Here is a 25,358-nt window from a genome sequence, read left to right on the forward strand (position 1 = left end):
TTCTTTCAGTGTGCCGTTTTATATACTGGAGATACTATGCAACAGACACGACAAACTTCAAGACGAACATCTGGATCAGAGCTTGATTGGGGAATTATTTTAGCTTTGTTGCTATTTATGATTATCGGCTTGAGTTCATTATATGAAGCAGCGATACATATGCAGGGAGCAACAATCCAAAGTGCTGTAAAAGTAGTGATTAACCAGGGCGTATTCTGGTTTATAGGCGTATTATTAATTGTCTTTTTAGTCAGATTTGATGGATCACAATTATGGAAATTAGCACCTATTACTTATGGATTAGGTATTTTCTTGTTAATTGCAGTGCTCATATTTTACAATCGAGCAATGTTTGATTCTACGGGTGCTAGATCATGGTTTGTAATTGGTCCCTTATCATTTCAGCCTTCTGAAGTTGTTAAACCGGCGTTCATTTTGATGCTGAGTCGTGTGGTTGCGCAGCATAATAGAAATTATCCGAATCATACACTATCAACAGACTGGTTATTGTTGGGGAAAATGGCGATTTGTTTTATGCCTGTTGCTGCATTAATCGCTTTACAAAATGATTTGGGAACTCTATTGGTTTTCGTTGCTATTTTTGGTGGTGTGGCACTAGTTTCTGGTGTGACTTGGCGAATTCTTGCTCCAGTAATTATCTCTGGTGCGGTAATTGGCACAACTTTGTTAACTTTGGTTATTTCTTCAACTGGGCGAATGATATTAAGTAAATTAGGTTTTCAAGCCTATCAGTTTTCTCGTATTGATACATGGTTAAACCCTGCAAATGATACATCAGGGGATGGATACCAAACTTACCAAAGTTTAAAAGCTATAGGTTCTGGTCAATTGACAGGTAATGGTTGGGGAAGTCTTAAAGTGTACGTGCCTGTGCGCGAATCAGACATGATTTTTTCTGTTATTGGTGAGAGTTTTGGTTTTATAGGTGGCGTTCTTCTAATAGCGTTATATTTCGGTTTAATTTATTTATTAATTCGTGCCACCTTTAGAGCACAAAGTGCCTTTTATGCTTACATTGCCACTGGTGTTGTCATGATGGTATTGTTCCACGTCTTTGAAAACATAGGGATGAGTATTGGATTATTGCCATTAACAGGTATTCCACTACCGTTTGTTTCACAAGGAGGTTCTTCATTATTAGGGAACATGATAGGTGTGGGATTAATTCTGTCCATAGGGTACCAGCGTCAAAATAGCACGTTTACAGAAACGACAGGTTTTTTTATTTGATGATAGAATTAGATGAATTAAAAAAAGAATTTACAACATTACGGCAAAATGTGCGTAATGGGGATGTGTTCCAATCATTAGGAGAACTAATGAAGGAGTCACTACATAAAATGCCTCCGCAATCTTTAACAACGGTTTCTTTACCTGTTGATGGAGAATTTGCATTAAAACGTATGCAGCATTATACGCAACAGGCTGATCAAATGGCTGAATCAGAAGCAGTGATAGAGAATGTTGACTTTCAAGTGAAAGACTCGGATTTAACGTTGATTGTTGAACAGTTAGCTAGTCCGTTGCCAAAGTATCGTGATACGGGAGCGTTCTTTTTCTTAAGTGATATGATTCAAAATGATTTGTTATCAGAGGAGCAATTGCGTTGGTTAACGGATTATCTTGTTTCGGATGAGCAATTATTCGCTCATATTTTAGAACCACAGAATGATGCTATTTATCGTCGTTCTTTTAGTGTGTTAGTTTTATCTTTATTATTATTTTCAAACCGTACAAAGACAGCTTTTATGTCCGAAACGCAATTAAATCATGTTATCGATCAAGTTTCATTATATGCCGCCTTGGAGCGTGATGGGCGTGGCTTTATTAATGAAAATGGTTGGGCACATGCTTTTACGCATATTGGAAACGTTGTTGCAGAAATCTTCTTAATGCCTGATTTAGTAAGATCTGATAAGGTATTTGTTTTAGGTGCGGTTCTCGCTGGCTTTCATGAATTATCACAGCCACTGACTTTTGGTGAAACAGAACGTTTGGTAGAAGTGATTACCCATATCTCCAAGCAACATGAGTTGTATGCAGACTATCTATTGTTAACTTTAAAAATATGGCGAAAAGATTTAGTGACCCAGACGCCACCAAAGACACAACAACAATGGCAGCAATTATATAACCGCTCACAGTTTTTCCATGAAATTTTGCTACGTGGGAAAAATGAAGTACCAGAGGCGGTATTTGATTATGTGAGTGTTACGAAAAACTATTTAGCATAATGATTTAAAATGTTTATTGCACATACAAAATGAGGACAAAAAGATGACTAAAAAAAGAGTAGCGCTTATTTTTGGAGGTAATTCCTCTGAACACGACGTATCAAAACGTTCAGCGCAAAATTTCTATAATGCAATCGAAGCAACGGGTAAATATGAAATTATTGTTTTTGCAATTGCCCAAAATGGTTTCTTTTTAGATACGAAAAGCTCTAAAAAAATACTCGCGTTAGAAGATGAACAGCCTATAGTGGATGCCTTCATGAAAACTGTCGATACTAGTGATCCATTGGCACGCATTCATGCTTTAAAGAGTGCGGGTGATTTTGATATTTTCTTCCCTGTAGTTCATGGTAACTTAGGAGAAGATGGTACACTGCAAGGGTTGTTTAAACTATTAGATAAACCATATGTGGGGGCACCGTTACGTGGACATGCAGTCAGTTTTGATAAAGCTTTGACGAAGGAACTATTGACGGTAAATGGTATTCGCAATACTAAATATATTGTGGTGAACGCTGAGTCAGCAAACAATTGGTCATGGGATAAGGTTGTTGCTGAATTAGGCAATATCGTGTTTGTTAAGGCTGCTAATCAAGGATCTTCAGTGGGGATTTCACGAGTAACTAATGCCGAAGAATATGCTGAAGCATTATCAGATTCTTTCCAATATGATTATAAAGTTTTGATCGAAGAAGCGGTTAATGGTGCCCGAGAGTTGGAGGTTGGTGTTATTGGTAACGATCAGCCACTTGTCTCTGAGATTGGTGCACATACAGTACCAAATCAAGGTAGTGGTGACGGCTGGTATGATTATAATAATAAATTCGTTGATAATTCTGCCGTTCACTTTGAAATTCCAGCTCAGTTATCTCCTGAAGTGACAAAAGAAGTTAAACAAATGGCTTTAGATGCTTATAAAGTGTTGAACTTGCGTGGCGAAGCGCGAATGGATTTTTTGTTAGATGAAAATAATGTGCCTTACTTAGGTGAGCCTAACACATTACCAGGGTTTACAAATATGTCCTTATTTAAGCGCCTGTGGGATTATTCTGATATTAATAATGCTAAACTAGTTGATATGTTGATTGGCTATGGGTTTGAAGATTTTGCACAAAATCAACAGCTGAGCTACTCATTTGTGTCACTTGGAGAAGAAAAGATAGGAAAGTTTAACTAATAATTTAGTATTAGTGACAGTTCCGCTTAGCTTTATTTGAAAATTGATTAATAAATACTTTAACCCTGTAATGGAGAAGTTCATGGTACAAGTCAGTTCACAAAATGAACATCGTCGCCAACAGATTATTGAAGCGGCGACAACAATCTTTTTATCAAAGGGTTTTGAGCAAACGACAACGAGAGAAATAGCAAAGAAGGTAGGTATTAGCCAACCCGCTTTGTATCATCATTTTGGTGATAAGGAGTCATTATTTGTTGAAGTAATTTCACGTGTTGGCGAGTCGACTTATAAGGATATGCAAAGTATTTTATTGCAAACATATACAGAACCAATTGATCAATTGGTTGATTTGACACAGGTCATTGTACTTCGTCATCCACGTGATGCATTCAGGTTAATACATGATAGTTTTGACTCATTATCGGCAACAAATCGAAGTAAACTGGGGATGGTTTTTGGACGCGATTATGCCGGCCCTATTGCACAATTTTTTGAAAGTATACAGTTACGTGATAATGTTGATGCACAAGTGGCTAGTTCATTTTACATTACTAGCTTATCACCGCTGTTTAGTGAATTCCATTCGCTGGGCGAACAAATAATAATGCGTGAAAGAATTCAACAATTGTTGGACCTTATTTTATATGGGGTAGAAAAAAAATAGTATCAATGGTATGATACTAGAAGAATATGGAGGCTGTCCGATGGCTAGTCACAAAGTATCATTAGCGTGCACAGTTTGTGGATCACGCAATTACACAGTAACATTATCAAAAGATCGAACAGAACGTTTGTCGGTAAGTAAGTTTTGTCAACACTGTGGCAAGCACACGTTACATCAACAAACAAAATAAGGGATTCAAAATGATTAACTATTTTAAAAACGTTGCACAGGAAATGAAAAATGTCACTTGGTTAACAGGTGAACAGACATCTAAAGAAACAATTACGGTTATTACTGTATCAATTATTTTTGCATTATTCTTAGGTGGTGTGGATTGGCTATTGCAACAAGGATTTAATTTCTTACTGGCGAAATAGTTTTTTTTTTGATATACTAATAATTACTGATACCAAGGACTCTGATGGGGTTCTTTTTTATTTTGAAAAGGGGTAAACAATGTCTGAAGAAATTGAAAAATCATGGTTCGTTGTGCATACATATTCAGGATATGAGCACAAGGTTAAGGCTAACTTAGAATCACGTACACAAACAATGGGAATGTCAGAGCAAATATTCCGTATTTTGGTTCCTGAGCAAGAAGTTACAACCATTCAAGATGGTGAAGCTAAGCAAACTGTTGAAAATGACTTTCCAGGTTATGTATTAGTAGAAATGGCAACGCCATATGAAGATAATATGACAGACGAGGCTTGGTATGTTGTTCGTAACACACCAGGTGTTACTGGTTTCTTAGGCTCTCACGGCGCTGGATCAAAGCCAAATTCTTTGCTTCCTGAAGAAGTTGATTTGCTAATGAAACGTATGGGTATGGTTACACGTGAGCAAGTTGATTTGGATGTTGCAGTAGGACAAACAGTCAAAATTATCTCTGGACCATTTTCTGGTATGGAAGGTGTAGTAACCTCTATTGATCAAGAAAAGCAGACTTTGGAAGCTACTGTGGCAGTGTTTGGACGTGAAACACCAACAGAACTAGACTTTTCAGATGTTGATACAACGTTAGATTCGTTATAATTTAGAAAAGACGACTAAAAGCGTTGAGATTTTGTTCGTTTTCTGTTATGATGTTATGGTATGTCATTGACATGCGTGGGAGCAGCACTAAAGCTGTGTTTCACCACAACACGAGGAGGAAAATATCGTGGCTAAAAAAGTTGTAAATGTAGTTAAGCTACAAATTGCCGCCGCTAAAGCAACGCCGGCACCACCGGTTGGACCTGCATTGGGACAAGCTGGTATTAACATTGCGCAATTTACTAAGGAATTTAATGCGCGTACTGCAGATCAAGCTGGATCAATTATTCCAGTGGAAATTTCTGTTTTTGATGACCGTTCATTCGAATTTGTCACAAAAACACCACCTGCAGCTGATCAATTACGTAAAATTGTTGGTAAGGGTTCAGGGGAACCTAACACAAAGAAGGCTGGAAACGTTACTCTTGACCAAATCCGTGCTATTGCGGAAAACAAGATGGCTGACTTGAATGCTAACGATATTACAAACGCTATGCGTATGATCGAAGGTACAGCACGATCAATGGGTGTTACTGTTGACGGTGTTGACTTGACTGTTGAAGGTACAGCAATCAAGGAGGACGCAGAATAATGGCTCAAAAGCATGGTAAAAATTATGTAGCAGCAGTTGCAAAGGTAGAAGCTGAAAAAGCTTACGCTTTGAACGATGCTGTTTCATTGGTAAAAGAAATTGACTTTGCTAAGTTCGATGCTTCTGTTGAAGTAGTTTTCAAGTTGAACGTTGACACACGTCAAGCAGACCAACAATTGCGTGGTGCTGTTGTGTTGCCAAACGGAACAGGTAAAGATAAGACAGTTGTTGTCTTCGCACAAGGTGACAAGGCTAAAGAAGCCGAAGCTGCTGGTGCCGATGTTGTCGGTGCTGCTGATTTGGTGCAACGTATCCAAGGTGGCTGGTTAGACTTTGATGTAGCTGTTGCTACACCTGATATGATGGCCCAAGTTGGTCGTGTAGGTCGTGCATTGGGTCCTAAGGGATTGATGCCAAACCCTAAGACTGGCACAGTTACAATGGACGTTACTAAGGCTGTTTCAGACGCCAAAGGCGGACAAGTAACATACCGTACCGATCGTGATGGAAACGTTGCAGTTCCTGTAGGTCGTGTATCATTTGAAGAAGGTAAGTTGGCTGAAAACATTAAGTCAATCGCTGAAACAGTTCTTAAGGCTCGTCCTGCTGCTGTTAAGGGAACTTACGTACAACATGTGTCAATTTCATCAACATTTGGTCCGGCCGTAACGTTGGATATTAATACATTGTAATTTGACATTATCAACTTCGTTTGGTAAAATTTATTAAGTAATTGAATCCATTTTGCCTAAGACTCAGGTGGTGCTTGCATCTTAATATCCTGCCGAGGAAGTTTAAAAACTTTTCCCGTGTGTCTTTTAGCGCACGGGATTTCTTTTGCAAAATAAATTTAAAGAAAGGAGATATATCATTATGAGTGAAAAAGCTATTGCAGTTAAAGCACAAAAAGTTGAAGAAATTGCTGACCAATTTAAGTCAGCTGCCTCTGCCGTCGTTGTTGATCCTCGTGGATTGACAGTTGCTCAATCTACTGAATTGCGTCATCAATTGCGTGAAGAAGGTGTTGTTCTTGAAGTTATCAAGAATAAAGTTTTGACACGTGCTGCTGAAAAAGCTGGTTACGCTGAATTGAACGACGTTTTCGCCGGACCTTCAGCGGTTGCCTTTTCAAAAGATGATGCAGTTGCACCAGCACGTATCTTGAAAAAGTTTGCTGATGAAAACGAAGCCTTGGAAATCAAGGGTGGTGTGGTTGATGGTACTATCGCTAATATCGATGACATTAACAAGTATGCATCATTGCCTTCACGTGAAGGTTTGCTTGGTCAATTGATGGCAGAATTCCAATTCTCAATTCGTTCATTTGCATATGCTGTTAAGGCAGTGCAAGACAAGTTGGAAGAGGAATCTGCAGCTCCTGCTGCAGAAGCATCAACAGATGCTGAATAATATTTAACTAAAAACATAACTAAAAATCATTTGGAGGATTTAGATCATGGCTTTTGATAAAGACGCGATCATCGCATCATTAAAGGATGCAACGATCTTGGACTTGGCTGACTTGGTTTCAGCTATCGAAGAAGAATTTAACGTTTCAGCAGCAGCTCCAGTAGCAGCTGCAGGTGCTGCTGACGGTGCTGCCGCAGCAAAGTCAGAATTTGACGTAGAATTGACTTCAGCAGGTACTGCTAAGGTTAAGGTTATCAAGGCAGTTCGTGAAGCAACTGGCTTGGGCTTGAAGGAAGCTAAAGACTTAGTTGATAACGCACCTTCAGTTGTTAAAGAAGGTTTGAGCGAAGACGATGCTAACGCATTGAAGGAGTCTTTGGAAGCAACTGGTGCTTCAGTTACTTTGAAGTAATCTTTCTCAATATAAAAAAAGGAGTACTTTGGTACTTCTTTTTTTGTACATAATACAATAGTATAAATATTTATTATTTAAATACCGAGGAGCGAGTGCAATGACAGCAAAAAATATTTCTGGAGAACAGTATTTTACAGCTAATCCTAACGCGGAGCATCATTATCAAAATTTTGATTTTAATTTGCTGGGACATGAATTACATTTTACAACGGATAGCGGTGTATTTTCAAAATCTACCGTTGATTTCGGGACAAGAACAATGTTAGATGCTTTAGAAAAAACAAGTATACCTACTGGGAAAGTATTGGATTTAGGGACAGGATATGGTCCGGTAGGTATTACTGTGGCAAAAGCATATCAGCACCATGTGGATATGGTTGATGTTAATGAAAGAGCATTAGATTTAGCACGCAAAAATGCCCAACAAAATGGTGTTGCCCAACGAGTGAATATTTTCAAGTCAGATGTTTACACAAATATCAATGATAAATATGCACTGATTTTAGTTAATCCACCGATTCGCGCTGGAAAGCAAGTTGTAACTGCGATGCTTCAAGAAGCCAGTAATTATTTGCAAGAGGGTGGAAAGCTGATTGCTGTCTTGCAAAAGAAGCAAGGCGCACCTTCGGCTCAAAAAAATATGTTACTTGCTTTTGGTAATGCTAAGGTAATTCATAAAAGTAAAGGATACTACATTTTGGAGAGTACTTATGGCACAAACACCAACATTTAGTAACGAACAAATTGATTATTTCATGCAAGAGGCCTTGAACGAAGCCAAAATTGCTCAAAATGAAGGTGAAGTGCCAATTGGCGCTGTTATCGTTTATGAAAATCAAATTATTGCACGTGCGCATAACCATCGTGAGGCAAATCAGTTGGCCACTGCTCATGCAGAATTGTTAGCGATTGAGTATGCCAATAAAAATCTTAAATCTTGGCGGTTAGAAAATACAGCATTATTTGTAACGTTAGAACCTTGCATTATGTGTGCTGGCGCAATTATTAACGCACGTATTCCGAGTGTTTATTACGGTGCAAATGACCCTAAAGGTGGTGCTACGCGCTCCTTATATTCTCTGCTAGAGGATAGTCGGTTGAATCATATGGTTAAAGTGTATGAAGGCATACGCGGTGAAGAATCAGGCCAATTATTGCAGGCTTTTTTTAGCGATATCCGTGCGAAACGCAAAATTCGTAAAGAAATTGCAAAGTAATTAATTGCTATTTAACATAAAAAATGTTTATAATAACATGTAGAAAATAAAAGAGGCTAATGAATGCAAAATCCGAACGCATGGCGTAATGATAAAGACTATATAAATATTATTGATGATTTGTTACAACATGAAGAAGTGCAGCAACTCGCACGCTATACACAACATCATTTCTCGAACCGTTTAACTCATTCAATTTCTGTGTCATACCAATCCTATTTAATCGCAAAAAAAATTGGCGCTGATGAAGTTGCAACTGCACGGGCAGGGTTACTTCATGATTTATTTTACTATGATTGGCGCGTAACAAAGTTTGATGAGGGATCGCATGCTTATGTACATCCACGTATTGCATTGAAAAATGCGCGTAAAATTACAAATATTAGCGATAAAGAGGCGGATATTATTGTAAAACATATGTTTGGGGCAACAATTGCCTTGCCAAAGTATCGGGAAAGTTGGATTGTTTCATTAGTTGATGATTTTGCGGCAGTTAATGAGTATCTAATTCCTAAAGCTTATCTGACTTATTTTAAGTGGCAAGAAAAATTGGCAACAAAATTTGTATCTGCATTTGCTTAAAGTAACAAAATTAGATATAATATAAAGGCAGGCAAATGTCGGCTCTCGAACCGGGTCAGGACAGGAATGTAGCAGCCCTAAGGTTGTTCGATGTTGTGCTTGTGTACATAAGTGGCCGCTCAGCGGTCTTTTTTTATAAAAACAAATGTTATAAATCGGTGGTTTTATGCAAGCTAAGAACCCCAATATGATATAAAACATATAGCCGACAAGTAGCACCAAACATGTTTACCAATGATATATGGAGGTGATGAAATTGGCATATCAAGCATTATATCGCGTCTATCGGCCACGATCTTTCGATGACATGGTTGGTCAAAAAATCATCACACAAACGTTAAAAAATGCAATAGCAACTCAGCAAACAGGACATGCTTATCTATTTAGTGGCCCTCGTGGAACCGGTAAAACATCAGCTGCTAAAATTTTTGCACGTGAAGTTAATGGTATCGCACCGGAGACTGAGGATTCACAAATTCCTGATATTATTGAAATAGACGCTGCTTCAAATAACGGAGTTGACGAAATCCGAAATATTCGCGACGGAGCGAATTACGCGCCAATAGAATCTGAGTATAAAATATATATTATTGACGAGGTTCATATGTTATCCTCGGGCGCTTTTAACGCACTGTTAAAAACATTAGAAGAACCACCAGCTAATGTTAAATTTATTTTAGCAACGACTGAGCCACAAAAGATACCAGCAACTATTTTATCTCGAACACAAAGATTTGAATTTAAACGTATTGATAATGATACTATTCAGGCTAGGATGGCTGAAATTCTGCAAAAAGAGAATGTATCGTTTGATGAGGATGCACTCCATGTTATTGCAAATGTTGCAGAAGGCGGGATGCGGGATGCTTTGTCAATTTTAGATCAAGTGTTAGCTTTTGGTGCTGACCATGTAACGCTTGAAAATGCTTTGCAAGTAACGGGTTCGACAACAGCATCGCAGTTAATGACCTATTTGGAGCAAGTCAGTCATTACGACACAGGATCCGCCCTTCAGACATTGCATGATATTTTGTTAGAAGGAAAAGATGCGATACGTTTTGTAGCAGATTTGTTAGGTGTATTGCGTGATGTGATGCTAGCGGAAGTGGCACCAAATTTAATTAAAACGACGGCACCATTGGCTGAATTAAAGGCGTTAACAATAGAGTTAGGTACTTCTCGTATTCAGCAAATGATGGTCACTTTGGATGATATTCAAAAACAATTATTACAGACTATGCAGAGTGATGTATATTTGGAGCTACTCACTGTTAAATTGTCTATGCCAGATTCTGAACAAACCTTACCGGCAAAGCAATCTCCGAAAGTTATTAAAGAGAAACCTCAAAATATTGATAATATTGTTAGGGCATCTAAAAATACAGAAGTTCACGAGGAACAAATTGTTGAACCAGCAATAGGGAAAGTACCAGTAGAATTACCTGTTGTCAAGAAGACTGAACACGAGAATTTGTTAGTTCGCACGGGACAAAGTGCAGTATTTGCCGTCTTAATTGTTGCGAAACGGGATGCCTTAGCTCGAGTTAAAAACGCTTGGCCTGACTTATTGCGACAATTTGATGTCACGCAGCAGGCGATGCTTACTACAGCCGAACCCACTGCAGCAAGTGAGCAGGCTGTTGTCTTGGCTTTTGATTATCCTGCTTTGTTAGAACAGGCGCTACACGATGCTACATTGCAAAATCGTCTGGTGCAGCAGCTACGAGCCTATAATTTAGCCGAAGAATTGGTGTTTATCTCACAAGATGAATGGGCTTCTGACCGTGCATCATATGTGAATAAATTAAAAACTGGCGAAACACCGCACATTCAATTAGAAGATGTACCGCGAGTAAAATCTTCTAATATACCAGCTGCTCCTGCAAAATCCGCGCAAGAATCAAGTAGTAAAGAGTCAAAAATTGTTAGTGAGGCTAAAGAATTATTCGGTGAAGATCTCGTGAATATCGTTGACTGATTAACATAGGAAGGAGATATGTTTAACGCACTGTGCGTAAAGCATTCTTAAAATATGCAATACCCTGAACCTATCGCTAAATTAATAGATAGTTACACGAAGCTACCTGGCATTGGTCCCAAAACGGCTACAAGGTTAGCTTTTTATACATTAGGTATGAATGAAGAAGATGTACAGGATTTTTCTAAAGCATTAATTTCCGCAAAGACTGATTTAACTTTCTGCTCTATTTGTGGTAATATTACTGCAACTGATACCAATCCGTGCGTTATTTGTCGCGACCAATCACGTGATCAGTCAACAGTTTTTGTTGTCGAAAATTCACGCGATGTCATGGCGATGGAGAATACGCGGGATTATCACGGTCTATACCATGTTTTAAATGGTGTAATCTCTCCCAGTGCAGGAACGGGGCCAGAAGATATTAATTTACCAAGTTTGATTCGACGTTTGTCTGAGCATGAAGAAATTAAAGAAGTAATTGTCGGCACTAATGCAAATGCTGAAGGAGAAGCTACTGCAATGTATTTAGCACGTTTGCTGAAACCGGCTGGTATTACAGTTACTCGTTTGGCACATGGTTTAGCTGTTGGATCTGATATTGATTATGCTGATGAACTAACACTTATCAAAGCAGTACAAGGACGGACAAAATTATGATATTTGGCAAGAAAAAAACGGGATTGCGCAAAGAATATGATAGAGCACTTGTATTTCAAATTGATAAAGCAAAAATTGACTGGGATACGGCGAAAAATTCGGAAGCAGCATTGCTTGATGGTCAAGTGAATTTGCGGCTTATACAAGCGCAAACAGCATTGGCACGTGCTAAATTTAATTATCTATATCGTGAAGCACGTCGTCGTAAAACCGTTGGGCACATGCAAACCCATGTTTTAAAAACAGATCGTATTTAATCAGTAGACAAATTACTCATAAGGATTTTTATGCCAAAACCAATATTTATATCATTCGAAGGACCTGAGGGTGCTGGAAAAACAAGTGTTCTCGAGGCATTAATTTCAGAACTAAAAATTAAATTTGGCGATGATTTAGTAGCTACACGTGAGCCAGGCGGCAATCCAATTTCTGAAGCAATTAGAGCAATTTTACAGCCAGAAGAAGATAACGGCATGGATAAACGGACTGAAGCGCTCTTATATACAGCTGCTCGACGTCAACATCTTGTGGAAAATATTAAACCAGCATTAGACCAAAATAAAATTGTGATATCTGACCGTTATGTTGACAGCTCACTTGCTTATCAAGGTGGCGCCCGTGGCCTTGGGGTCGACAATATTTGGGAAATCAATCAATTCGCAATTGATGGTCTGCTGCCTGATATGACAATTTATCTTGATGTGCCTGTTGAAATCGGCTTGGCACGTGTAAATGAGAGCCGTCAGGGAAAAATTGATCGACTAGACAAAGAGAGTATATCCTTTCATCAGAAGGTTCGGGAGACATATTTAAAACTTCAAAGTGAATTTTCTGATAGAATTAAGATAGTAGATGCCACGCAACCACTTAACAAAGTTATTGATGATACGCGGATACTCATCAACCAAATTCTGGAGGACAAATCATGAAATTAGTTACAGCAATTGTGCAAGATAAAGATACAACAAAACTCAGTAATGCTTTTGTGAAGGCAAATATTCGTGCGACACGTTTAGCCACGTCCGGCGGGTTTTTGAGATCAGGAAATACGACATTTATGATTGCCATTGAAGATGAACGTGTATCAGAGGTTATGGCAATTATTAAAAAGGTTTCACAAAAACGTAAACAATTTATGGTACCACCTATCAGTCTAGATGCTAGCGGTGACCACGCGGGTGCTTATCCAATTGAAATTGAAGTTGGCGGCGCAACGGTATTTACTCAAAGTATTGATTCGTTTGAACAGTTCTGATGTTACCGGATTTTGCAACAATTGCACAAAAAAATTATCCAGCACAGCTCGCTCATTTTGATGATTTATTGCAACAAGATAAGTTAAGTCATTTATATTTGTTTGTTGGTTCAAGCCAGTCTGCAAAGCTGGCTTTTTCGCGTTATATAGCTTGGCAAGTTGTTCATGCTGATGAGCGTAATGCCTTGCGAATCACTGAGAATGAGCACCCGGACGTACATATAATAGGCCCCATTCCGCCAGCTACTTCACTAAAAGTGTCTCAAATTCGTGAGTTGACACCTGATTTTGTAACAACAGCCACGGAAAGTCCACGGAAAATATTTATTTTAGATGCAGTTGAAACACTTACAGCAAGTGCAGCTAATTCCCTGTTGAAATTCATTGAGGAGCCTGCTGGACCACAATTAATTATGATGCTTACGGAAAATATTTCTGATGTTTTACCGACGATTAGATCCCGCGCTCAAGTAGTTCAGTTAGTATCAACTATTACCAGTGATAGTGATGGTTCAATAGATGGTGATTGGCAAAAGCAAACACAATTAGTGTTATTTAAGTGGTTTGAGCTAATGATGCAGAGAAGAATTGAAGCATTTGCATTTGTGCAGACAAAGATTATTGGTCAATTAAACGGCACAAAGCAACAGCAGTTATTTTTAAATTGGTTACATGAGTTGGCTAGAGATACAATTGTTTATGGCCGGATTCCAGATGAGCGATTAGCTTTTTCTAATCTAATTGGGCTGTATAGAACATTACAACAGCGATATGATATGTATCGACTGGTTAAAGCAATTGATAAAGTATTTGCTGACGATAAACTGCGCAAAGTGAACCTATCGCTACAAGCACGGTTAGAAAAAATGACGCTAGACGTCATCATTGCTCTGGGGGAATAAAATGCAGCAACAAAAAAGTTTTGAAAAACAAGATACAGGAACACTTTTTTTAGTTCCAACACCTATTGGTAATTTGCAAGATATATCACCAAGAGCTATTGATACATTGCGCGATGTAGATATAATTGCTGCTGAAGATACACGCCACACACAACAATTACTAAATCACTTTGCAATCACGACAAAACAAACTAGTTTCCATGAACACAACTGGCAGACCAAAATTCCTGGCCTAATCGCAGACTTACGAAATGGGAAAAATGTAGCACAAGTTAGTGATGCGGGGATGCCTTCTATTTCTGACCCAGGCAAAGAATTAGTTGCGGCAGCCGTGGATGAAAATTTAGCTGTCGTACCGATTCCTGGTGCAACAGCTGGTGTGACAGCATTAATTGCCAGCGGTTTGGTGCCACAGCCGTTTTATTTTTATGGGTTCTTGCAACGTAAAAACAGTGAACAATTGGCAGAATTACAACAGTTATCCACAATGCGGGATACAGTCATTTTTTATGAATCACCACATCGATTAAAGCAAACGTTAGTAAATATCCAAAAAGTAATGGGTGATGAGCGTCGTATTGTTTTAGCACGAGAGCTAACAAAGCGCTATGAAGAATTTATTCGTGGAACTATTGATGAACTAGTTTCGTGGTCGCAATCAAACGAAATTCGTGGTGAGTTTGTAGTAATGATTGATGGTTTTCATGAAGAAATTTCCGAAGCAGATAATAGTATGACGCTGACCGTCCAAGAAGCAGTAGCAGCACTAATCAAAAAGGGCTTAAAGCCCAATGCGGCAATAAAACAAATAGCAAAGGAACGAGGGCTTGATAGACAAGCGGTATATGCGGACTATCACGAGATAGAGTAGTATGAAAAAGTATGAAATAAAAAGACGTGTTGAGTATTATGAAGCTGATACAACACAAAAATTATCTTTACCAATGATTTTAAATTATGCTGTCTTGGCCTCTAAATGTCAGAGTGATGAACTTGGCGTGGGGCAAGATTTCCATTTAGGTCGTGGTCTCGGCTGGGTTATTTTGCAATATGAAGTAATTATTAAACGACGTCCTAAAATTGGGGAAACAATTCGTATTCAGACTTTTGCTACACAATATAATCCTTTTTTTGTTCGTCGACCATTCATTTTTTTAGATGAAAATAATCATGAAATTATTCGTGTAGATTCTATTTGGACGATGATAGATATGAAAAATCGCCGCATGGCACGTTTGCCACAAGATATTATTGATAAGTATGATGCCAAAAGAGTCAAGCAAATTGCGCGAATTCCTAACCCTGAGAAGTTTTCAGATGAGGATCAATACCTTGAAAAAGACTATCATGTGCGATATTTAGATATTGATGGTAATCAGCATGTGAACAACTCCAAGTATTTTGAATGGATGCAAGATGTGATCGCACCAGAGTATTTATTAACTCATGAAATTACATACATTAATCTAAAATTTGAAAATGAAATTCGGCTTGGACACACGATTTTATCACAAGTAGTTCAAAATGGTAATGAATCCAAGCATCGTATTATGACGGAAAATGTGGTGAGTGCAGAAGCAGAGTTCAAGTGGCGAAAAATTTGATATAATAATGTGTAGAGGAAAAAAGATATGGCTATTTTAGTTCTTGGTGGAGCCGGTTATATCGGTTCACACATGGTTAAGCGTTTGGTAGAAGCAGATCGCGATGTTATCGTTGTTGATGCGTTGTTTACAGGTCACCGCGAAGCGGTTAATCCAAAAGCAAAATTTTATCAAGTTGATATTCGCAATAAAGCAGCATTGTCAGAAGTATTTGATAAAGAAAATATCGAACAAGTAGTTCACTTTGCAGCATTTTCAATTGTTCCAGAGTCTGTGGCAAATCCACTAAAGTATTTTGATAATAACACGAGTGGTATGATTACTTTGTTAGAGGTGATGCAGGAACACGATGTCAAACAAATTGTGTTCTCGTCAACGGCCGCTACTTATGGTAATCCTGTTAATATTCCTATTAAAGAAACAGATCCGCAACGACCAATTAATCCCTATGGTGAATCAAAGCTGATGATGGAAAAAATCATGGCTTGGTCTGATCAAGCAGATGGTGTTAAGTGGGTTGCATTGCGTTACTTTAACGTAGCCGGTGCTGCTGAAGATGGCACGATAGGAGAAGATCATACACCGGAAACGCATTTAGTGCCAATCATTTTGCAAGCTGGTTTAGGGCAACGTGAATATATTGAGATGTTCGGTGATGATTATAATACACCTGACGGTTTCAATGTGCGTGATTATGTCCATGTATTGGATTTGGCTGATGCTCATATTCTGGCATTGCAGTACTTAGCTGATGGAAACGACTCAAACCAATTTAATTTGGGATCAGCTACTGGATTCTCTGTTAAAGAGATGGTAGAAGCAGCTAGATCAGCTACTGGAGTTGACATTCCCGCCAAAATTGGGCCTCGCCGAGCTGGTGACCCTGATATTTTGATTGCTAATTCAGACAAAGCACGTGATGTGCTTGGCTGGGCTCCTAAGTATGACAATGTACAAGATATTATCAAAACAGCCTGGAATTGGCATAAAAACCATCCATCAGGATATAATGACAAGTAATGATTAAAACACGAAACCCCGATGAACTAACGCGTTCATCGGGGATTTTTTATTATGAGAGAATATTTGAGAGAGAAGAGAATATAAGTTTGTTTATAGTCGCGGGGAGAGCGCGACTTGGTTCCCTTTTACCATGAGGTTTCGTGTTTCTGATGGGATGATCATCAGTTATGCTGCTTATATTTTTCAAACCTCCAAATTTAGACTTTATTATTGTTATATTTTAATTCAACTAAGCTTGTTGTTTGAGATAACTTACCTTGTTGATGTTTATAATATAACGTCTGAAAATTAAATTCACGTAAACTGAAGATAAAGTGAATATTAAATGATTATTTTTCTGTTGAATCACGTATAACGAGCTCACCGTTTAGTACAACACGTATGGTATTAGATGGATTGGTATCGCGTACAGTACTGAAAAGTTCATAAATTTTTTTACCAGTTTGGTAAAAATCATATTCAAAGCTAGTTAAGTTTGGGGTAACAGTGGTACTTAAATCGGATTTACCAAATCCAATATATTGGGCGTGCTGTCCAGTTGCTAAACCAGCTTGAAGAGCACCGATTGTAATGCGATCAGTGGCACCAATAATTAAATCGAAATGTTGAAATTGCATCGCTTGTTGTGCAGCCACTTTTGCTTCTGCTATGCTGAATTTTGAATTAACGACAGTCACTTTACTAGCTGACAGTTTTTCTCTAATATTGAGAAAACGATCATGACCAATGGCCCAATCCATCGTTTCATCAATTTTTAATAGTAAAGTATTTTTCGGATGTAGTGATGCAGCAAATTCACCGACAACAGTTCCGGCTTGCAAATCGTTCATGACGACACGATGAAAGTCAGGTTCTTCCTGTCCTTGGATAACCACAGGTGCATCAAATTCATTTAATGCGTTACGTAACTCGTCATTTAAATTAGCGGTTAAAACAATCAAACCACTGACATTTTGTGTACGTAATTTTTCAATAGCAGCGAGCTCACGTTTAGTCGATTGATAGGTATTGACAATCAAAAAAGTATCATTTTCGTTTGCGTCGTCTAGCCCACGTAGCATCTCGACTTGGGCAGATGAATCGAGTCTAGGCACGATTACGCCTATTGTGTGATTGACCTTCTGTTTTAAACTTTGCGCAAAGGTATTGGGCTGATAATTATTTTCAGTAACAACTTTGTTTATTTTTTCACGTGTTTTAGCGCTGACTGGTCCACCATTCAAATAGCGAGAGACAGTGCTTTTTGCTACTTGAGCCATATTAGCAATATCAGTTATTGTCAATTTTTTTTCCATAGACACATATTACCATGAACGAAATGAAAGCGTTGTTAACAACTTGTAATATTTAACTTAAAAAAGAGGTTGCAATTATTTTTGAAAGCGGTTACAATTAGTCTATAAAGAAATGGAAACGGTTCCAAAATCTTAGAGAAATTTAGAGGAGCAGCAAAATGGACCATAATAAAGTAGCAAAGCGTATTGCCGATGCTGTCGGCAAGGACAATATTGTAGCCGCTGCACATTGTGCTACGCGTTTACGATTGGTGATTAAAGATGTTAAAAAGATCGATCAAGATGCCTTGGACAACGATTCCGATCTTAAAGGAACATTTAACGCTAATGGACAATATCAAATTATTGTTGGACCAGGAGATGTTAATGGTGTTTACGATGAATTTGTTAAAATTACGGGTGTTGAGCAAGCTTCAACTGCCGATTTGAAAAAAATTGCAGCACAATCAGGAAAAAAGAATCCTTTGATGGATTTGGTTAAAGTATTGTCAGACATTTTTGTTCCTTTGATCCCAGCTTTGGTTGCTGGTGGTCTGCTGATGGCATTGAATAACATTCTAACTGGTGAGGGAATGTTTGGTGCTAAATCTTTGGTTCAAATGTTCCCGCAAATCACAGGGTTAGCAGAAATGATCAATCTAATGGCTTCTGCGCCGTTTGCATTTTTGCCAATTTTGATAGGAATTACAGCGACAAGACGTTTTGGCGGGAACGAAATTCTTGGAGCAGCTGCCGGTATGATGTTAGTTATGCCTAGTTTGGTTAACGGATATGATGTTGCTGAAGCAGTTGCCACTGGGAAAATGCCAACATGGGATTTGTTTGGTTTGTCGGTTGCGCAAGCTGGTTATCAAGGTCAAGTGTTACCAGTGATTGGTGTGGCGTTCATCTTAGCTAATTTGGAAAAGTTTTTCCATAAGCATTTGAAAGGGGCTATTGACTTTACGTTTACACCAATGTTGTCTATCATACTAACTGGATTTATCACATTTATTGTTGTCGGTCCAGTATTGCGAATTGTTTCTAACGGTATTACTGATAGTTTGACTTGGTTGGTTACGACGTTTGGCTTTATTGGTTATGGGGTCTTTGGTACATTCTACTCTGCTATTGTGATTACTGGGTTACACCAGAGTTTTCCTGCAATCGAAACACAGTTATTGGCAGATGTTGCTAAAACAGGTGGTGATTTCATTTTCCCTATTGCCGCTGCATCTAACGTCGCTCAAGGAGCAGCAACATTTGCTATTTATTTCTTAAGCAAGGGGAATGAAAAGGTACGTGCATTAGCTTCATCATCAGGTGCGTCAGCCATGCTAGGTATTACGGAACCAGCAATGTTTGGTGTTAACTTAAAGTACAAGTTCCCATTCTTCATCGCGTTGGGTTCAGCGGGTATCTCAAGCTTAGTTATGGGATTGTTTCAAGTTATGTCATCATCATTAGGACCAGCGGGTATCATTGGATTTATTGCTATCCCAGCTAACAAATGGGTAGGATTCTTCATTGCCATTGCACTATCATTCGTGATCGCTTTTACAGCAACCTTAGCCTACGGACGTTCACACATGCCAGCTTCTCAGTCAGATAATGAATCAGCAAATCCAGTAGTTACGGAACATGAAGCAGGATTTGAAGTTGATGCACCGGTTTCAGGACAGTTAATGCAACTAGCAGATGTACAAGATGACGTTTTCTCAACAGGTATGATGGGTCAGGGTGTAGCTATTGAACCGAGTGCAGGTACGATTTATGCGCCAGCAGATGGTGAGATTACAGTAGCCTATGAGACAAAACATGCCTACGGATTAACGACAAATGATGGAGTTGAAATTTTAATTCATATTGGTTTAGATACTGTTAGTTTAGAGGGTCAAGGATTCGAAAGCTTTGTGACGCAAGGACAAAGTGTTAAAAAGGGTGATAAGTTAGGCACTTTTGATATAGACTTTATCAAAAAAGCCGGGTATCCGGTTACGACTATGGTTATTATCACAAATACAAAAGAATTTAATGATGTTGTGGTAGATGGAATTTTTGATGATGATATTCAAGCAGGTCATGAAATTATCACGGCCATACCAAAATCTAATGATTCAGTCGTTGGTGCGCCAGCTTAAATATAAAAAAGGGGAAAGCGTATTAATCAAAATACGTAATAAAAATAATTCATGCTTATTAAAGATGACATCAATCACTTTGAAAAATATCATTTATATCCAACACAAGGTTTATTAAATGATCCAAATGGACTTGTATATTTTAAGGGACAATATCATGTGTTTTTTCAATGGAATCCACATGCTTGTAACCACAAATATAAGGAATGGGGGCATTTTGTTTCCAACGATTTGAAAACATGGACTCGTTTAGAAACTGCTTTAAAGCCTTCTCTTTCAAATCTGGATTCAGCTGGCATATATTCTGGTACAGCATTCGTTAAAGATGATAAGCTATATGTCTTCTATACAGGCAATGTCCGTGATGAATCTGGCCAAAGTGTGGCGTCTCATCAGATGTGGGCCGTGAGTGAAGATGGGATTCACTTTGAAAAACTTGGTGAACTATTCCCTCATCCAGAAGGTTTTACAAAAGATGTTAGAGATCCTAAAGTTTGGCAAGGGAAAAATGGTCGATATTATTTGATGGTAGGTGCACGATCAAATGACAATATAGGAGATATTCTCATTTATGAATCAGAAAACTTTAGTCAGTGGCAATTACATGGTTCGCTTATTGAAGGGGAATTGACTGATATTCGTGGCTACATGATTGAATGTCCAGATTTAATTGAGATAGATGGTAAGCAGATTCTAATGTTTTCACCGCAAGGATTACCAGCGGATGAAGAGAATTATCGCTATCAAAACATTCATAATACCGGTTATGTCGTCGGTACTTTTGATGAAGAGACGTTGCATTTTAAACCGGAAACTTCATTCAAAGAAGTTGACAAGGGATTCGAATTTTATGCACCACAAACCATGCATACCCATGAGGGACGCAAAATAATGTGGGGATGGGCTGGTATGATGACACCAGAACGTGAGGCTTCGACGCCAACAATTGCTAGCAACAATTGGGTTCATGTGTTGACAGTTCCACGGGAATTGCACGTAACGCCAGATGGCCTTTTGACACAGACACCCATTGCAGAAATTTTGCATACAACACCTTTAACAGATTTTGATGCTGTTGATGTGGGTCAATATACAATTGATTCTCACGACAATTGGTCAGTATCTTTTGGTGAAAATATGACGCTAACCCGAAATGAAAATCGACTGATTTTATCACGACGTCAGTGGGAGAGTGGTGAAATTGAAAAACGACAAATTGTAGGAGATATTGATCATGCACTATTGATTGTTGATGCAGACATTATCGAAGTGTTTACAAACAATAATCAATCAGTCATGACGGCACGCTATTTTTAAGTATTGAAAATATTTGTGTAAACGATTACAATGTAAGTATAGTAACTGGTTAACGTCTAACACAAACACGATGATTTCGTGAAAAAGGAGCAATTAAATTATGGGTTTATTAGGAGCAATTGAAGCAGGTGGAACGAAATTTGTGGTCGCTGTTGCGGACCACGATTATAATATTGTTGAGAGAACATCATTTCCTACGCTTGATGGTCAAAAAACAGTAGAGCAAGTCATCGCTTTTTTTGATAAGTTTGACAATATTGATGCTATTGGGATTGCAGCATTCGGACCAATTGACATTGTGGAAGGATCAACAACATATGGTCATGTTTTAGATACACCAAAGCGTGGATGGTCAGGATATGACTTTCTGGGTGCGATGAAAGAATGGCGTGATATTCCTTACTATTGGACTACTGATGTTAATGGTGCTGGATGGGCTGAGTTTGAAACTGGTGCAGCTAAAGATGTTAATAACATGGTTTATTTAACAGTTGGTACTGGTGTCGGTGCCGGTATCGTCTCTAGTGGTAAGCTAGTTGTTGGATATGGACATCCTGAAGCAGGACATATTTTCTTACAAAAGCACCCTCTTGATAAGTATGAAGGTCATTGCCCATTTCATGGTGATAACTGTTTAGAAGGCTTGGCTGCTGGTCCAGCAATTGAAGAACGTTGGGGACGTAGTGCTAAAGAAATTCCAGATGATGATATTGCTTGGAAAATTGAAGCCTTTTATCTTGCTCAAGCAGCACTTGATTACACAATGATTTTACGCCCTGAAAAAATTGTTTTTGGTGGTGGTGTACCACATCGTGAAATCTTATTCCCATTAATTCGCGAAAGTTTCGCTGAACAAATGAGTGACTATTTAGCAGTTCCTGATTTGGATGAATACATCGTGCCAGTTGCTAATGGCGATAATGCCGGCATACTAGGTTGCTTCTATTTGGCAAAAACATTACTTTAATTTTCACTTTATCTTCAGTTTATATGAATTTAATTTACGAACGTTATATTATAAACATCAACAAAGCAAGTTATCTCAAACAACAAGCCAAGTTGAAGTGAAATGTATCATTCGATAAATTATAACCTGGAGGGTTGAATCGTATAAGCGGAATAACTGATGAGCATCACATCAGAGGCACAAAACATTACGGCTTAAGAAAGCCGAGTCATGATCTCCCACGTGACTATAAATAACTCATATTCTCTCTCAATAAAAGGCCACGATGGACGTGCTAGTCCATCGTGCCTTTTTTAGTTAGATTTTTATAATAATTATATATTATGTTGCACGTTATCGAAAAATGTGATAAGATATTTTATGTTGTGAAATACGAAAAATGGTCAGCTAGCTCAGTTGGTAGAGCAACGGACTCTTAATCCGTGGGTCCAGGGTTCGAGCCCCTGGCTGACCATTATATAAAACCAGTAAACTTTGTTTACTGGTTTTTGTTTTAATTATAAATATTGGGGAGAGGAAGAATGGAACGAAATGCTGGAAAGAAGGTTAAAAAATATTTGCTTTTAATTGTGTTGATTATTGTGGCTACTATTTGTTTTTTTATTACTAAGCAACCTATCAAAAACACAGGTAAGTTTGCTAAAGAATCTTCTGTAGAAAAAAGAAATGATATACCAAAAGGTATAAAAACGACAGATTGGGATTTATTATTAGTTAATAAAAGCCATTCCTATCAAACAGAATTGAACTTTACGAAGTTCACTGTCGATGGTAACACCATTGATCAACGAATCGCACAAGCTCTTGCAAATTTCCGTTCAGCAGCTCAAAAGGCTGGCTACGCGACTACTTTAGTATCGGGGTATCGTTCTATTGCATACCAGACAACTGTTTATAATAATTCAATTAGTCAATATGAAATAAATGGTATGAGTACGGTAGAGGCCAAAAAATTAACTGAGTCTGTAATTCAGGTGCCTGGATCCTCAGAACACCAAACAGGACAAGCAGTTGATTTAGCAGGTAATGACGCCTTGGCAGCCTATCCTTCTTTAGAAGCAGGCATGGATCAATTCAAGTCACAACAGTGGTTAATCAAACATGCACCGGAATATGGATTTATTTTACGTTACCCAAGTGATAGTCAGTCTATAAAGGAAACGGGAATTGACTATGAATCTTGGCATTTCAGATACGTCGGTGTGTCGAATGCAACGTATATCACTAATCATCACATCACACTAGAAAAATATATTCAAACTTTACAAAAAGCTGAGAAATGATATATGGTTTGACAATCAAAATAATTGTTCAGCAGGAACAATGTAATTTTGATATACTATATTAGTAATATTTTTATTTGAAACTGAGGAGAAATGGCATGATTGTACTATCAGGCACCATTGGCGCTGGAAAAACGAGTTTAACGAAAATGTTGGCAAAACATTTAGATTCACAGGCGTTTTACGAAAGTGTTGATGATAACCCAATTTTGCCATTATTTTACCAAAACCCTAAGAAGTATGGTTTTTTGCTACAAATTTATTTTCTAAACAAAAGACTAGAACAAATAAAAAAAGCCCAAGTGGATGCCAAAAATATTTTAGATCGTTCTATTTTTGAAGATGCTTTGTTATTCCAATTGACAGCCGATTTGAACCGTGCAACGCAAACAGAGGTAGATATATATCAGTCATTGGTTAATAATATGATGGCTGAAATCCCAGGTAGTGTAACGTCTAAAGACCCTGATTTATTAATTCATGTTCGTGTTAGTTTTGATACGATGCTTGCAAGAATTAAAAAGCGTGGTCGCTCATTTGAACAAGTTGAAGCTAATCCAGGATTATATGACTACTACAAAGAACTTAATTCACGTTATGATGATTGGTTCGCTGCGTACGATCGATCACCAAAAATTCAGATAGATGGTGACCATTTTGATTTTGTGGAAAATGAAGAGTCAGGTGCAAAAGTTTTGGATATGATTGATGCAAAATTAGCACAAACTGGTGTACTATCATTTTGAAAAATCCCGAAACTTTTGAAGTTAGGGATTTTTTTGATATAATAATTAAAATTAACTAAGGAATATATAATGAGTAGTTGGCATAGAATTGTTATTAAAGTCGGCACGAGCACAATTGTTAATCGTGATGGACAAATTAATTACCCAGTCGTCAATCGGTTGGCACAAACACTCTCCAGTTTACAAAAATCTGGTCATGAAATTTTATTAGTTACCTCTGGAGCAATTGGTGTTGCATTGGATCAGATGAATCTGCAAAAACGGCCACAAGAGATTCCGCAACAACAAGCACTAGCTGCTATTGGTCAAGGATACTTGATGTCATTGTACAACCAAAGTTTTGCATTTTATCAGCAACTAGTTGGACAAGTTTTATTGACATATGATGTGTTCGACAATAAAGTGATGCTTGAAAATACAATGAATGCCGTTGAAATGATGTTCGCACAACATGTTATTCCCATTGTTAATGAAAATGATGTGATTGCAGTTGATGAGCTTGATCATCAACATTCATTTGGCGATAATGACCGCCTAGCCGCGATTGTGACACGTGAAATTGGTGCTGACGGGCTCATTATTTTGAGTGATGTTGACGCGTTGTACACGTCTAATCCGAATATTGATGAATTTGCACAAGCTATTGATAAAGTGACGGAAATTACTGATGATATTCGTATGAGCGCCACCGGATCGACTTCCGGTTTAGGAACAGGTGGGATGAGCACAAAACTTGCTGCTGGTGAATTTGTGATGAAAAGTGGTGGTAAAATGGTGTTAATTAATGGCAATAATCCCGCCTTGATTTTAGAAGTAATAGCTGGTAAACAAGTGGGGACACTATTTCAAGGAGAATGA

Annotated in this window: 30 protein-coding genes, 1 tRNA gene, 1 other RNA gene and 1 other annotated feature; of the genes, 31 read left to right on the forward strand and 1 reads right to left on the reverse strand. The window is 38.2% G+C overall.

Going from position 1 to position 25,358, the window contains the following annotated elements:
* Positions 1 to 36: 36 nt before the first annotated feature.
* The 24 genes from GJV51_03735 (at position 37) to galE (ending at position 16,769) form a co-directional block, all read left to right on the forward strand.
* On the forward strand, positions 37 to 1,251 hold the full coding sequence (locus GJV51_03735; GenBank protein ID QGM25116.1) for a rod shape-determining protein RodA: 1,215 nt from the start codon (positions 37 to 39) through the stop codon (positions 1,249 to 1,251).
* On the forward strand, positions 1,251 to 2,255 hold the full coding sequence (locus GJV51_03740; protein ID QGM25117.1) for a DUF2785 domain-containing protein: 1,005 nt from the start codon (positions 1,251 to 1,253) through the stop codon (positions 2,253 to 2,255). The genes GJV51_03735 and GJV51_03740 overlap by 1 nt, the downstream gene beginning before the upstream one ends.
* A gap of 43 nt (positions 2,256 to 2,298) precedes the next feature.
* On the forward strand, positions 2,299 to 3,432 hold the full coding sequence (locus GJV51_03745) for a D-alanine--D-alanine ligase (protein ID QGM25118.1): 1,134 nt from the start codon (positions 2,299 to 2,301) through the stop codon (positions 3,430 to 3,432).
* Positions 3,433 to 3,514: 82 nt separating this feature from the next.
* Positions 3,515 to 4,099: a TetR family transcriptional regulator gene (locus GJV51_03750; GenBank protein ID QGM25119.1), complete on the forward strand. Its 585-nt coding sequence runs from the start codon at positions 3,515 to 3,517 to the stop codon at positions 4,097 to 4,099.
* 40 nt (positions 4,100 to 4,139) lie between these two features.
* Positions 4,140 to 4,289 carry a 50S ribosomal protein L33 gene (gene rpmG, locus GJV51_03755; GenBank protein QGM25120.1) on the forward strand — a complete coding sequence of 50 codons (150 nt, stop codon included), beginning with the start codon at positions 4,140 to 4,142 and terminating at the stop codon, positions 4,287 to 4,289.
* A 10-nt stretch (positions 4,290 to 4,299) separates the two neighbouring features.
* Positions 4,300 to 4,476: a preprotein translocase subunit SecE gene (gene secE, locus GJV51_03760; protein ID QGM25121.1), complete on the forward strand. Its 177-nt coding sequence runs from the start codon at positions 4,300 to 4,302 to the stop codon at positions 4,474 to 4,476.
* Positions 4,477 to 4,555: 79 nt separating this feature from the next.
* Positions 4,556 to 5,134: a transcription termination/antitermination protein NusG gene (nusG, locus tag GJV51_03765; GenBank protein QGM25122.1), complete on the forward strand. Its 579-nt coding sequence runs from the start codon at positions 4,556 to 4,558 to the stop codon at positions 5,132 to 5,134.
* Between the two features lie 127 nt (positions 5,135 to 5,261).
* Complete coding sequence (gene rplK / locus GJV51_03770) at positions 5,262 to 5,726, forward strand: 50S ribosomal protein L11 (GenBank protein ID QGM25123.1); 465 nt, start codon at positions 5,262 to 5,264, stop codon at positions 5,724 to 5,726.
* Positions 5,726 to 6,418 (forward strand): 50S ribosomal protein L1, encoded by a 693-nt coding sequence (rplA, locus tag GJV51_03775; GenBank protein QGM25124.1) that lies wholly within the window; start codon positions 5,726 to 5,728, stop codon positions 6,416 to 6,418. Before rplK ends, rplA begins: the two co-directional genes overlap by 1 nt.
* A gap of 37 nt (positions 6,419 to 6,455) precedes the next feature.
* Positions 6,456 to 6,572 (forward strand) — a sequence feature (ribosomal protein L10 leader region).
* 27 nt (positions 6,573 to 6,599) lie between these two features.
* On the forward strand, positions 6,600 to 7,136 hold the full coding sequence (locus GJV51_03780) for a 50S ribosomal protein L10 (protein QGM25125.1): 537 nt from the start codon (positions 6,600 to 6,602) through the stop codon (positions 7,134 to 7,136).
* 46 nt (positions 7,137 to 7,182) lie between these two features.
* Positions 7,183 to 7,548 carry a 50S ribosomal protein L7/L12 gene (gene rplL / locus GJV51_03785; protein ID QGM25126.1) on the forward strand — a complete coding sequence of 122 codons (366 nt, stop codon included), beginning with the start codon at positions 7,183 to 7,185 and terminating at the stop codon, positions 7,546 to 7,548.
* Between the two features lie 100 nt (positions 7,549 to 7,648).
* Complete coding sequence (locus GJV51_03790) at positions 7,649 to 8,284, forward strand: methyltransferase (protein ID QGM25127.1); 636 nt, start codon at positions 7,649 to 7,651, stop codon at positions 8,282 to 8,284.
* Positions 8,262 to 8,768 carry a tRNA-specific adenosine deaminase gene (locus GJV51_03795; protein ID QGM25128.1) on the forward strand — a complete coding sequence of 169 codons (507 nt, stop codon included), beginning with the start codon at positions 8,262 to 8,264 and terminating at the stop codon, positions 8,766 to 8,768. Before GJV51_03790 ends, GJV51_03795 begins: the two co-directional genes overlap by 23 nt.
* Before the next feature lie 63 nt (positions 8,769 to 8,831).
* Positions 8,832 to 9,350: an HD domain-containing protein gene (locus tag GJV51_03800; protein ID QGM25129.1), complete on the forward strand. Its 519-nt coding sequence runs from the start codon at positions 8,832 to 8,834 to the stop codon at positions 9,348 to 9,350.
* Positions 9,351 to 9,375: 25 nt separating this feature from the next.
* An RNA gene (gene ffs, locus GJV51_03805) (signal recognition particle sRNA small type) lies at positions 9,376 to 9,458 on the forward strand.
* A 142-nt stretch (positions 9,459 to 9,600) separates the two neighbouring features.
* Positions 9,601 to 11,328, forward strand: a complete 1,728-nt coding sequence (gene dnaX, locus GJV51_03810; GenBank protein ID QGM25130.1) for a DNA polymerase III subunit gamma/tau — start codon at positions 9,601 to 9,603, stop codon at positions 11,326 to 11,328.
* Between the two features lie 54 nt (positions 11,329 to 11,382).
* Positions 11,383 to 11,988 (forward strand): recombination protein RecR, encoded by a 606-nt coding sequence (recR, locus tag GJV51_03815; GenBank protein QGM25131.1) that lies wholly within the window; start codon positions 11,383 to 11,385, stop codon positions 11,986 to 11,988.
* Positions 11,985 to 12,245 (forward strand): DUF2508 family protein, encoded by a 261-nt coding sequence (locus GJV51_03820; GenBank protein ID QGM25132.1) that lies wholly within the window; start codon positions 11,985 to 11,987, stop codon positions 12,243 to 12,245. The genes recR and GJV51_03820 overlap by 4 nt, the downstream gene beginning before the upstream one ends.
* Before the next feature lie 30 nt (positions 12,246 to 12,275).
* The gene (locus GJV51_03825; protein ID QGM25133.1) at positions 12,276 to 12,917 is read left to right on the forward strand and encodes a dTMP kinase; all 642 of its coding nucleotides are present in this window, start codon (positions 12,276 to 12,278) and stop codon (positions 12,915 to 12,917) included.
* Positions 12,914 to 13,243, forward strand: a complete 330-nt coding sequence (locus GJV51_03830; protein ID QGM25134.1) for a hypothetical protein — start codon at positions 12,914 to 12,916, stop codon at positions 13,241 to 13,243. The genes GJV51_03825 and GJV51_03830 overlap by 4 nt, the downstream gene beginning before the upstream one ends.
* Entirely contained in the window at positions 13,243 to 14,145 is a 903-nt protein-coding gene (locus GJV51_03835) for a DNA polymerase III subunit delta (protein ID QGM25135.1), read from the forward strand. Before GJV51_03830 ends, GJV51_03835 begins: the two co-directional genes overlap by 1 nt.
* 1 nt (position 14,146) lies before the next feature.
* On the forward strand, positions 14,147 to 15,016 hold the full coding sequence (gene rsmI, locus GJV51_03840; GenBank protein ID QGM25136.1) for a 16S rRNA (cytidine(1402)-2'-O)-methyltransferase: 870 nt from the start codon (positions 14,147 to 14,149) through the stop codon (positions 15,014 to 15,016).
* A 1-nt stretch (position 15,017) separates the two neighbouring features.
* Positions 15,018 to 15,749 (forward strand): acyl-ACP thioesterase, encoded by a 732-nt coding sequence (locus tag GJV51_03845; protein QGM25137.1) that lies wholly within the window; start codon positions 15,018 to 15,020, stop codon positions 15,747 to 15,749.
* Between the two features lie 27 nt (positions 15,750 to 15,776).
* The gene (gene galE, locus GJV51_03850) at positions 15,777 to 16,769 is read left to right on the forward strand and encodes a UDP-glucose 4-epimerase GalE (protein QGM25138.1); all 993 of its coding nucleotides are present in this window, start codon (positions 15,777 to 15,779) and stop codon (positions 16,767 to 16,769) included.
* Between the two features lie 332 nt (positions 16,770 to 17,101).
* On the opposite strand, the gene GJV51_03855 is transcribed toward galE, so the two are convergent.
* Positions 17,102 to 18,067, reverse strand: coding sequence for a LacI family DNA-binding transcriptional regulator (locus GJV51_03855; GenBank protein ID QGM25139.1), 966 nt, complete (start codon positions 18,065 to 18,067; stop codon positions 17,102 to 17,104).
* A 158-nt stretch (positions 18,068 to 18,225) separates the two neighbouring features.
* On the opposite strand from GJV51_03855, the gene GJV51_03860 reads away from it, so the two are divergent.
* The 7 genes from GJV51_03860 (at position 18,226) to proB (ending at position 25,358) form a co-directional block, all read left to right on the forward strand.
* Positions 18,226 to 20,187 carry a PTS beta-glucoside transporter subunit IIBCA gene (locus GJV51_03860; protein QGM25140.1) on the forward strand — a complete coding sequence of 654 codons (1,962 nt, stop codon included), beginning with the start codon at positions 18,226 to 18,228 and terminating at the stop codon, positions 20,185 to 20,187.
* Between the two features lie 51 nt (positions 20,188 to 20,238).
* A complete protein-coding gene (locus tag GJV51_03865; GenBank protein ID QGM25141.1) occupies positions 20,239 to 21,504 on the forward strand; it encodes a sucrose-6-phosphate hydrolase in 1,266 nt (421 codons plus the stop codon).
* Between the two features lie 100 nt (positions 21,505 to 21,604).
* Positions 21,605 to 22,471: an ROK family protein gene (locus tag GJV51_03870; GenBank protein QGM25142.1), complete on the forward strand. Its 867-nt coding sequence runs from the start codon at positions 21,605 to 21,607 to the stop codon at positions 22,469 to 22,471.
* A gap of 381 nt (positions 22,472 to 22,852) precedes the next feature.
* Positions 22,853 to 22,925 (forward strand) — tRNA-Lys (locus GJV51_03875).
* Between the two features lie 67 nt (positions 22,926 to 22,992).
* A complete protein-coding gene (locus tag GJV51_03880) occupies positions 22,993 to 23,754 on the forward strand; it encodes a D-alanyl-D-alanine carboxypeptidase family protein (GenBank protein ID QGM25143.1) in 762 nt (253 codons plus the stop codon).
* Positions 23,755 to 23,852: 98 nt separating this feature from the next.
* Positions 23,853 to 24,500, forward strand: a complete 648-nt coding sequence (locus GJV51_03885; GenBank protein QGM25144.1) for an AAA family ATPase — start codon at positions 23,853 to 23,855, stop codon at positions 24,498 to 24,500.
* 69 nt (positions 24,501 to 24,569) lie between these two features.
* Positions 24,570 to 25,358 carry a glutamate 5-kinase gene (proB, locus tag GJV51_03890; GenBank protein ID QGM25145.1) on the forward strand — a complete coding sequence of 263 codons (789 nt, stop codon included), beginning with the start codon at positions 24,570 to 24,572 and terminating at the stop codon, positions 25,356 to 25,358.

It is taken from the genome of Leuconostoc mesenteroides subsp. mesenteroides, assembly GCA_009676745.1.
GTDB classification, from domain to species: Bacteria; Bacillota; Bacilli; order Lactobacillales; family Lactobacillaceae; genus Leuconostoc; species Leuconostoc koreense.